The organism is Thermogutta sp., assembly GCF_039793925.1.
GTDB lineage: Bacteria > Planctomycetota > Planctomycetia > Pirellulales > Thermoguttaceae > Thermogutta.
Window position 1 is genome coordinate 1 of record NZ_JBAMME010000113.1, and the last position, 10361, is coordinate 10361.

Below are 10361 nucleotides of genomic sequence, written 5' to 3' on the forward strand. Positions count from 1 at the left end.
AGCGTCATGAAGTAACGCTCTCTCGCACCGGAAAGATCACCTGCGCGATACAACACATCGGCCAGGCGAAAACACACCTCAGCCTGCGGGCCGCCTGTGGCCAGAATGAAGCGGTACACCTCGATGGCATCGGCCAGCCGATTGGTCTCTTCGCACACATCTGCGATCCAAAGCAATTCGTCTCGGCTCGAACCACCCGTCGCAAAGCTGTGTGCCAGCGATTTCTCCAACGAGATGATGCCTGTGCCAGGTAAACACCCCTCGGCGATCGTCTCAGAAAAGTCGAAGTGGAACTGGCCGGTTGGGTCAACAAGTTTGTCACCATATCGGAAAAACGCCTGCTGCCAGCGCACCACGAGGGGCCATCGTTCCATGGCCTCTCGCAGAAAGGGTGACTGCTGGGCCAAATCCCGCCATCTTCCAAGAATTCGTCGAACGGAGACACCCGCTTTGGCCAGTTCTGCTAGGTTTTTTGCCCGGATCACCGCCTGGTAATCAAAATAAGCGAGGCGGCAAACAGTTTGCGTGGGCACCAGCAGCCCTCTCCGCTGCCACTGCCGAATGACTGACACCGGCACATTAACCAGCCGGGCGATCAAACCAGGAGTGTACAGACTGCGGACACCTGGCGATTGTTCCAACAGTCCCAGTCTTCGCCAGAACTCCGACTCCCACAGGATTTCTGCGTGTGGTCCTCTTTGCTTCCGAGCAATCTCTTCCGCCAGCTTTTGCAGTTCGTTCTCCTCGACCGAAAACAGCGACTTCTCGCCGATGACGATCCAATCCGCCGGCTCCTCAGACGATGACACCAGTTTCAATCCCCTTGCTGTCACCTCTCGACGAAACTCTTGGAAATTCATCGCCGCCGGACGTCCCAGCAACACGAGCCTGATCCCGGCCAACGATTGAGCCGTCTGATCGAGACCTGTCATGCGACCTCCTTACTTGCTAAATCAACGGCTGTTTCCGGAGCCCGTCACACGCTTCACTTTCTCGAAATTCTCCAACAGGTGGGGCTAACACCGAGATGTCCTCAAGCAAAAGGGTATCGAAAACGGTCGAGGCGTCAGCGGCCAGACTGCTTCATACGAGGCCCCAACGCTTTCTCAGATACCATTCCAATGTATTGAGAAAAGCGAAAAGCAGCAGCGTGGGCCAGGAATCCCACAAACTGCGCCGGGTGGCTACGGGCACTTCGAGCGATTGCGTCCTTTTTTCAATTTCTTTGATAATCCGCGGAAAATCTTCCGCAGTGACACATTCGCCCCCGGATGTCTTGGCAAGTGCCGTAAGAAGCGCGATGTCGGCGGCAGGCTGATCCATTTCAAGATCACGCTTCATAACCAGAAAACGAGCGGTCTCCTGACCGATCAGGTGGCTCCCCTGGAAGGCTTCTACTTCTATCTGGTAATCGCCAGCCTCCAAGGTTTGCTGAAATTCACCTACCCAGTTTTGCTGACGTGCCTGGACCGTGACCGGAATCTTGTTTTTACTGGGCGTCACCACGGTGACCTTCCAAGTGACCCCCGGAATGGGCTCGCCCATCGGGTCCTCGGCGCCGAGCTCGAACTGAAGCTTTTCTCCCATGGGCACTCGACGCTGCCCCAGCTTAACCCACACGGGATTTTGCTGACTCTCTTCCTTCTTGGCCAACCAAAGAACAAGCTGCCGCCAGAATTTTTTGTGGGCATTTTCATACCCATGGAGACACCACCGCCAGGTGGAATCCCCAGCGAAGGCAGCCACCCGGCCGACGCCGTAAAATTGGACCACCAGGAGGGGATGGCCCTGGTTATCTTCGGCGAGAATGATAGCTCCCGGCTTTAAGCCGGACCATCGATTGGCCCCATCAAGTGGCGGCAAAGATTCCCAAATTCGCCGATTTTCCTGAGGCGACGGGGCAAGTGCCATGGCAAAATGCGCCAGTCCGATTGATGTGGGCACCATCCGCAACGGCCCCGGATAGTGTAGGTCGGGGCGAATTGGCTCACCCAAAGGCTGCCGTTCGAATCGGTCCATCTGGATAGGTAGTACGTCCGCCAGGGGCGTTTCCGCGTAGCCGCCTGCTCCGAAACTCTGCAACCCGCCGATCATGAGCAAACCCGCACCGTCCGCCACCGTTTGTGCGAGGCGTTTCAACTCCTCGCGCCGGAACATTGAAGAATCGATATCTCCCAAAATGAAGACATCATAGCTCCCGGGCCCCAGACGTTTTTCGAGATCGGCAGGCCGCGATTCGGGGCGATTGGGATCGATGCGAACGTAATCCACGTGCATATCCGTGGCCGCATCGAGAGAGCGCCGCAGGAACCGCTGCTCGACGCGAAAGGCTCCTTCCAGATAAAGAACCCGGACCCCTCCCGCAATGACACGCACAAGACCATTCTGTTCGTTGTTTGTTGCCAGAGCTTCTCCGGGTATCGGCTCCACCACCACACTGACTTTCCGTTCGCCGGTCACTTCCGGAATGTAACTGAAGCGGACAGGGACCCGTTCATCAGCCGTTTCGACGGTAATCTCTTGAGAACTGACGACTTCCAACTGATTCGGCTTGGTCTCGAACAAGAGCTCCACCCTGACCTTCTGATTAGTGTAGCCCGTAGCGTGGAGATGGGAGGTAACTTTAAGCTCATTTTTGACAAATACGCGATCGGGGACGATGAGATCCTCAAGGGCCAAATCGCGTGACTCACCGGCTGTTCGAGATTTACCGAAGCGCACCGCGAAAAGGGGCTGATCGAGGGAACGCATCCGCTGGGCCACCGGCTGGGGCGGCAAATCCCGCGGATAGAGTGCCCGCTGTGCCCCATCACTCAGCAATATCATGGCCAGCAGGCGCTCACCACTGGTTTCTCGTAAAATGTCTTCCATTGCTGCACCGATGGCGGTTTGATCGCCTGTGGGCTCCGATGGAAGCTCGATCTGGCCGTCCTTCACAGGGAGCGCATGCAATTGAGAGTCGAACACATAAACTTTCAGATCCACATCTTTGGCCAGCTTCGCGAGGGCACTTTGATTCTTCCGAAGAGTTTCCCGGAGAGCCTCGAAGCGACTGACGCCGCGGATTTCGTCGGGCACCGCCATACTTCGCGACTGATCAATAAGAAGGACAACCGTGCCGGCCTGTTTGAGACGGCTGAAAAAAACCAGCGTCGGTCGCAGAAGAATAAAACCGAGGACAAGAAAGATCAAAGCCCTGACGGTAAAAAGAGTCCTTCGACGTGGGGGTGGCAGTTCCCCACTGATGGGCGCAAGGCGCCACAGCAGCAGGAGCAGCAGAAGAACTCCTGCCACCACGTAGTAGCTATCGGCAATGGGCTGAAAGTTAATCGAGGGAGTCAATGTCCTGCAAAGGAGTCAATATCCTGTGATTTTGTAAGGAAGTTCTGCCTCGGACGCGGTTTGCTCACTGACCACTCGAAAATTTATCCGTCAAAGATCCGCCATCCTATGTCGGCAAGGTTTTGGCCTGCGTGGAATCTGTTGCCGGAGACGGTCGATAAAACCGATTGGCCAGCACTTGTTCCAGGGCCATGGTCAGAACCAGCAAACCCAGCAAATACGGTGTGATCTCAAGCCCGGTCCTCCCTGCCGTCACCTGGCGGAGCAAATGTTCTTTATCCCGGGCGATTTGCATCGGCACATCCGCAAAAGCCTGTTCTAATTGCCCTGCTGACACGCGATCAAGATTCATGATGTGTCCCGGGCAGTTGACGCTGAATCCCGAGTGAAAATCAACACCCGCCTCCCGAGCGACCACACGGAAGTTGCCGATCTGGTCGGTAGCACTGATCAAAATTTCATGACTTTCGGGATCCACATTGACGCGGATCGGCAGCGTGGCTTCCAGCGTATCGGTATTGAGCACATCGGGTGGTGGTTCCAGCAGGACCGACGTGAGCCGCAAATCGGAGTCCAGCTCCAGCCGCACAGGCTCACCTACAAAGTAGTTGGTTCGCAACTCCGCAGCCCCGGCGAGATAGAGAGCCATCTGATTGGCCAGAATCACAAACGGCCATGCCTGCCCCATCGTAAGCATACTCCACGGCGATTCCTCCGGGAGATCGGAGATAGCGGTTGTCACCGTGATGGCCCGACCTTTCTGAACCGGGCGTTCCAAGATGGCAGGATGCCCGTTACTGAACGGAACAACTACGTAAGCATCGCTTGCCAGCGGATCGAGCACCCAGTATCGATAGACGGGGAACATATCCCATGGGACCGACCCGGCCACGGAGCGGAACGGCGTCAAGAGATAGTGATCGTAGAGGGACGGCCGAAGATGGAGCTCTCCGCTTGGATCGCGGGCCTGGACAAGAATTTGGCCGGCCAGAAGGTCCTGAACAGGCCCCGCATTCCATTTGTCCAGCGACCCGAGAGACCGCCCCAGAAAGAGGGCCACTCCCTTTCCCGTCTCAACCAGGTTGCGAAGTTTCGTCCAGAATGAGTCTGGCAAAGGCGGTGGATCCAGCAGGAAGTAGGCTGCATACGTGGACAGATCTTTTTTTAACAATTCTTCGTACGAAACTACTTCGCTTTGATAACGCGAGATGCCGGCACGTCGCAGGGTTTCCGGGGCCAGTGCCTGGGAAAGATACACTGCGTGACGCCCCGCCGGCTGGGGTGCCGCTATGAGAATGCGAAAAGCGGGCCGCACCTGGATGGTGAAATACCAGCGATCATTCAGACGGAGGGGCGAATCGCCCTCCAGTTGGAAATACCCCTGATACACACCCTCGGTGAGCCCACCAATGCGCACATTGAGACTCGCTGTGCCATTTTGAGCAAATTCCACAGTTTCCTGGACCCGTTTCACCGCCTCCGTTCGTGAATCCGATTCAGCTTTCCCCAGCGGTCCGGAAAGATATCCGACAAGCGATCGTTTCTCAGCCGGTCCCCAGCGGCGGCACTGAATCTCAAAGCTGGCCGGCATCGCGTCCACCATCACCTCGCTAGAAAGTTGCGCATGCACGATGCCACTGTCCACCGGGTTCTGGATTCCCACATCAAAGATGTAGAAGGAGATAGCTCGTACCGCCTTCAGCCGCTCGCGGAGTGCCCCGAGGCTTTCTTCCGGCCAAGCAGAGGTCGTCAGATCGGTGAAAAAGTAGACCTCGCGATGAGGTTTGTCACTTGTTTCCAACAGGTTGATGGCCCTCTCGAGCGCCTTCGGAATGGATTCCGTCAGGGCAGAAAGTTGGAGCCGTTCAATTTGCATTTTGGCGGCTCCGCGGTCCACAACAAAACGGGGTAGCATCGGTCGTGTCTCGAGGACCGCAATATCGCTGTCCCGAGGAAGCTCTCGCAGCAGCCACAGCCCGAGCGACTGGGCGGCCTGCAACCGGGTCTGGTTCTGAAACCGATACGCCATCCGGGGCGACGTGTCGAAAATGAGCACCGCTGCCACTGGAGCTTCTTCGCTCGGTAGTCCTTCGCCAAAGTTGATGGTGGGTCGGGCAAGCGCCATCCCAAGCAGGAACAGCACCAGCGCCCGCAACAGAAGCAGAAGAAGATGCTGAAGACGTAATCGGCGCTTACGGACCTCGTACCGCTGCTGGAGCAGCCGGAGGGCGGGAAAGACGACCGTTTTCCCACGCTGCCGGAAAATGAGATGGAGAATGACCGGAATTCCGATCAAGCCCAGACCAGCCCAGAAAAACAACGGGGTCACAAATCCCATACGATTCTTCAGTCCGCAGCTTCAACAGCCCGACTCTCGTTCCTTGACGGTGAACTCAAAACCGAGCTTTACGTCGCATCAAATACTCAAAAAGAGCCTTATCGAAAGCCATACTGGTGTCCAGCGGTAAATAGTCAATTCCTGCCCGAAAGCATTCCTGCCGATATTTCTCCCTGAATTTACTAAGAGCCTCCAGATAGTCGGCGCGATAGGCCGCAGCATCAACTTCCAGTTTCTGGCCGGATTCCGGTTCTTCCAGTTCGACCAGTCCCTTAAAGGGAAAATACACTTCCGCTTCATCGAGAATGTGGAAGACGATGACATCATGCCCGCGATGCTTGAGCCGATGAAGACCGTGAATAACGGGCTCGGGATCGGCCAGGAGGTCGGAAAAAATCATGATCAGGCTCGCCCGCCGAAGAAAAGCCGCAATCTGGGCAAGGCACTGCGCGATGTTGGTCTCCCCCGACGGCTGCAATTTCGCAAGGATGGAAAGAACTGTGCCCAGATGATTGCGTCTCGACTTTGGCGGCAAGGAATGGCGGATTTTTTCATCAAACACCCACAGTCCCACCGGGTCCTGCTGTTGGATCATTAAATAGCACAAAGCGGCGGCCAGACAAATGGCGTAATCGAACTTCGTCATTTCCTGTCGGTACGTGTAGCCCATCGACCGGCTGGCATCCACCACAAGATAGCCGGTGATGTTTGTTTCCGCCTCAAATTTTTTCACGTAGTACCGGTCGGTTTTGGCATAGACCAGCCAGTCGATATCCATGGGGTCGTCACCGGGCACGTAACGCCGGTGCTCACTAAACTCCACCGAAAAGCCATGGAAGGGACTGGCGTGCAAGCCGTGCAAAAACCCCTTGACAATAAACTGGGCGCGGAGGTCGAGCCGTTTGATCTGGCGAGCGACTTCGGGTTTCAGATACTTTTGAATATTCGTCATAATTCGCTCGAAGCGTCTCGCCTCTTTCGCGGTTTAACTCTTTCGCGGTTCAAACAGCGCCTTCGCAACGCTCGACCGCTGGGAATATCAGGAAAGTGGTCGCAGCACATCCGGGCTGACCTGCGGTGCCGGCTGCTCAAATTTGGGAATTGCCGGGGCAGGCACCTCTTTGACCAGCCGCTCGATAATGTCATCGGTGGTGAGCCCCTCCGCCTGAGCCTGGAAATTGACACTGATCCGATGACGCAACACAGGAATGGCAAGTTTTCGCACATCTTCGATGGAAACGGCGAATCGCCCGTCCATGGCAGCCAGTGCCTTTCCCCCCTGAATCAGGAACTGCCCGGCACGCGGTCCGGCACCCCAATCAATGAAATCGCGGACAAACTGGGGTGCCGAGGGGTCGCGCGGACGGGTGGCGCGAACCAGTCGCGCCACATACTGCACAATGTACGGACTAACGGCCACCGAATTGACCAGTCGCTGCAAATTGAGAATAGCCTTGCCGGAAAGGATCTTCCGAACTTCGACTTTCTCGTTCCGCGTCGTCATGGCGAGGATGCGCTCCTCCTCCTCGAGCGACGGGTAATCCACCTTTATGTTGAACATGAAGCGGTCAAGTTGAGCTTCCGGAAGAGGATACGTTCCTTCCTGCTCGATGGGGTTCTGAGTAGCAATCGTCAGGAACGGCTCAGGAAGCGGATACGTCTGCTGCCCGACCGTTACTTCCCGTTCCTGCATGGCTTGGAGCAAAGCGGCCTGCGTCTTCGGTGGGGTTCGGTTGATTTCGTCCGCCAGCAGAATATTGGTGAAAATGGGTCCCTCCACAAACCGGAAATAACGTTTTCCGTGCTCATCTTCTTCCAGGACATTCGTTCCCGTGATGTCGGAGGGCATCAGGTCGGGAGTGAATTGAATTCGTTTGAACTGAACATCGAGGATGCGTGCCAGCGTGTTCACCATCAGCGTTTTGGCCAACCCTGGTACGCCGACAAGAAGGCAGTGTCCCCGAGTGAAGACGGCGGCCAAAAGCTGCTCAATAACCTCCGTCTGCCCCACGATGACTTTTTGGAGTTCCTCCACCATCAAGCGACGGTAGGAGCTGAACTCCTGTAGAACGTCTCCCAATGTGCGAGGTTTTCCTGTGGACAACGTATCACCTCATCGATGCAAAAAAGTTTCTCCCGAAAGAGCCGTCCCCTGCATTAGCCTTTCACCCGCGCGGCGCGATCCTTCACGGGTCGTCAAACTCCGCTGGATCCCGGCGCATTTCAAGCAGCTCCAGAGGGAAGTCCTTCTCGTTTTGTTTTCGCAAAGCCCCATTGTGTTTTCGTCTCGCCCCACCGACGGGTTATTCCAAATCATGCAGGTATCCGACGCCGCTCTCGACTGTTATCATGAAAACTAATCGGGAAGATCAACGGGCAACCATTTCCGCGGAAAACGCTGGTGGTCCGCCCTGCCAAAAACGAGTTCCATTTCTGGTCCGCGGGAAACGCAATATGTCTTCTATGATTATATGACGCAACGGGGTCCCATCAGAGTTGGGCCATGAGGCACTCCGCAGCATGCGGCGTCAAACTTTCGCTATTTTCCAAGAAACATCCTGTGCACCCGCTTGCGAGCAGGGGAGTTTCCAGCACGGTTACGACCATGAGGGCAAAGACGGATGATGGGTGGTACCTGGCGAGTGCAGGAATTGGCCTTTTTGTACCGGCCGCTTCGTCTCACTGCGGAGCTGGACATCTTCCGCGCGAAATTCTTCAAGATGATTGCCTGTATCCTGGGCTGTTTGCTGCTAGGAACCTTTTCCCCGATTGCCGAAGCTCAGGTCCCCGGAGAAAAGCTGGCGGCAGCCCTGGAGGAATCGATCAACCGGGCAATCGAGTTTCTCAAGCGTTCCCAGCAAGCCGATGGGTCTTGGCCTGACCCTGTCAATATGCCTTGCGGCATGACATCGCTGTGCACCCTGGCCCTTCTGAGTGCTGGCGTCCCTCCGGATGATCCAGCCGTGGCGAAGGCTCTCCGATACCTCCTGGATCACTCGGCCGACGATATCAACAAGACGTATCCCGTCGCACTGCAAACGATGGTTTACTGTCGAGCCGATCCTTCCCGATATCTCCCACAAATCCAGGAAAACGTGCAGTGGTTGGCAAAAACCCAGATTCAGGGCGGTTCAGATCGCGGCGGATGGTCATATCCCGGTTCAAACGCCGACAATTCCAACAGCCAGTTCGCGGTGCTGGCGTTGTACGAAGCCGAGAGGGCCGGCGCTCGCGTTCCTGACGCCGTCTGGACGGCAGCGCGCCAATACTGGGAAAGTGGCCAAAATGCTGACGGCTCCTGGGGATACCGGCAAGGGCAACCCGGCACCGGCAGCATGACCTGCGCGGGCATCACGTCGCTCATCATCATCTATGATGTGGTCCGTCAACCGGCCGCCAAAGTAGACGACCAGAACCGCATCAACTGCTGTCAGCCCGCTCCTGGAGGAATCGATCGCATCCAGCGCGGCCTGAACTGGCTGGCGCGGCACTTCACGGTTCGCCAGAATCCCCAGGGCGGAAATACCTGGATTTTTTATTACCTCTATGGATTGGAACGGGTGGGACGGCTCAGCGCGTTGCGGTTCATCGGCCAGCATGATTGGTATCGGGAAGGTTCCGCATTTCTTTTGGAGCTGAAGGCTACCGTCGCGCCCGGTGGCGTTCCCACCGATTTTTGGGTGGGTCCGAATATGGAGAGTGATCCCCTTCTGGCAACCTCGTTCGCGCTGCTGTTCCTTGCCAAAGGACGGCGACCGATCCTGCTCAGTAAGATTCGCCTTGGGCCAGAACAAAGCTGGAACAGTCATCCTAACGACGTGTACAACCTGACGACGTACACCGAAAGCCGGTGGAAGATGGACCTCGGATGGCAAATCCTGGACATTACTGCCGCGAGCGTGGAAGATCTGCTCCAATCGCCAGTTCTCTATCTCGGGGGTACGGATAGCCCCCTGCCAAGTGACCCCGCCACCCAAAAACGGCTAGCCGAGAAGATCAGGGACTACGTCGATCGAGGGGGATTTCTTTTGGCAGAGGCCACTTGTCCTCAGGGCAATTTCGACAAAGGTTTTCGCCAACTCATGGCATTGGCGTTTCCCGAACCGGAGTACACTTTGCAAATGCTTCCCCCGGAGCACCCCATCTGGCGGGCAGAAGAGGCCATTCCGCCGCAGTTTCTCCGCCCGCTTTTGGGAATCGAATTTGGCTGCCGGACGAGCGTCGTCTATGCACCTGCCGTAACTGGAAAAGACGGACGTTTCCTGCCTTCGCTTTCGTGCCTTTGGGAACTTCACCGATTGGGTCGCGGAGTCACGCTTGCTCCATCTGTAGCCGAAGAGGTCAAAGCGGGCGTCAATCTGGGCGTCAATATTCTTGCCTACGCCACCAACCGACAGCTCAAATACAAGTACGAATTCTTCGAACGCCCATCCTTGGTTTCGGCCCAGGACACAGTCGCCCGCGACAGAATTGCCGTTGCCCAGTTACTGCACCCCGGGGGATGCCACGTTGCTCCCCGGGCGCTCAATAACTTGCTGGAAGCAGCCGCCGAGCAACTGCGTTTGCGCGTTGACTTGGCAAAATATGAGATCAATATCACGGACCCCGCCCTGTTTGACTTCCATCTAGCATTCATGCACGGGAGAAACGCCTTTCGGCTGACCGACGATGAGCGACAGCA

Annotated in this window: 6 protein-coding genes; 1 reads left to right on the forward strand and 5 read right to left on the reverse strand. The window is 56.3% G+C overall.

Going from position 1 to position 10361, the window contains the following annotated elements; genetic code table 11:
* From ABJK56_RS03930 to ABJK56_RS03950, 5 genes are all read right to left on the reverse strand, one after another.
* Positions 1-932: MerR family transcriptional regulator (locus ABJK56_RS03930; protein ID WP_347243363.1), on the reverse strand; the 932-nt coding region annotated here is incomplete at its 3' end.
* 151 nt (positions 933-1083) lie between these two features.
* Positions 1084-3342 carry a hypothetical protein gene (locus tag ABJK56_RS03935; protein WP_347243364.1) on the reverse strand — a complete coding sequence of 753 codons (2259 nt, stop codon included), beginning with the start codon at positions 3340-3342 and terminating at the stop codon, positions 1084-1086.
* Positions 3343-3448: 106 nt separating this feature from the next.
* Positions 3449-5680, reverse strand: coding sequence for a BatA and WFA domain-containing protein (locus tag ABJK56_RS03940; protein ID WP_347243365.1), 2232 nt, complete (start codon positions 5678-5680; stop codon positions 3449-3451).
* 55 nt (positions 5681-5735) lie between these two features.
* Positions 5736-6632: a DUF58 domain-containing protein gene (locus ABJK56_RS03945; protein ID WP_347243366.1), complete on the reverse strand. Its 897-nt coding sequence runs from the start codon at positions 6630-6632 to the stop codon at positions 5736-5738.
* Positions 6633-6719: 87 nt separating this feature from the next.
* Positions 6720-7718: a MoxR family ATPase gene (locus ABJK56_RS03950; protein ID WP_347243368.1), complete on the reverse strand. Its 999-nt coding sequence runs from the start codon at positions 7716-7718 to the stop codon at positions 6720-6722.
* A 583-nt stretch (positions 7719-8301) separates the two neighbouring features.
* Here ABJK56_RS03950 and ABJK56_RS03955 point away from each other — a divergent pair.
* A partial coding sequence (locus ABJK56_RS03955) for a DUF4159 domain-containing protein (protein ID WP_347243367.1) occupies positions 8302-10361 on the forward strand: 2060 nt, incomplete at its 3' end.

Bases quoted from the DNA above. Each gene is read 5' to 3' on its own strand.
- ABJK56_RS03945 (WP_347243366.1), bottom strand. From the start codon at position 6,632: ATGACGAATATTCAAAAGTATCTGAAACCCGAAGTCGCTCGCCAGATC.
- ABJK56_RS03940 (WP_347243365.1), bottom strand. From the start codon at position 5,680: ATGGGATTTGTGACCCCGTTGTTTTTCTGGGCTGGTCTGGGCTTGATC.
- ABJK56_RS03950 (WP_347243368.1), bottom strand. From the start codon at position 7,718: ATGGTGGAGGAACTCCAAAAAGTCATCGTGGGGCAGACGGAGGTTATT.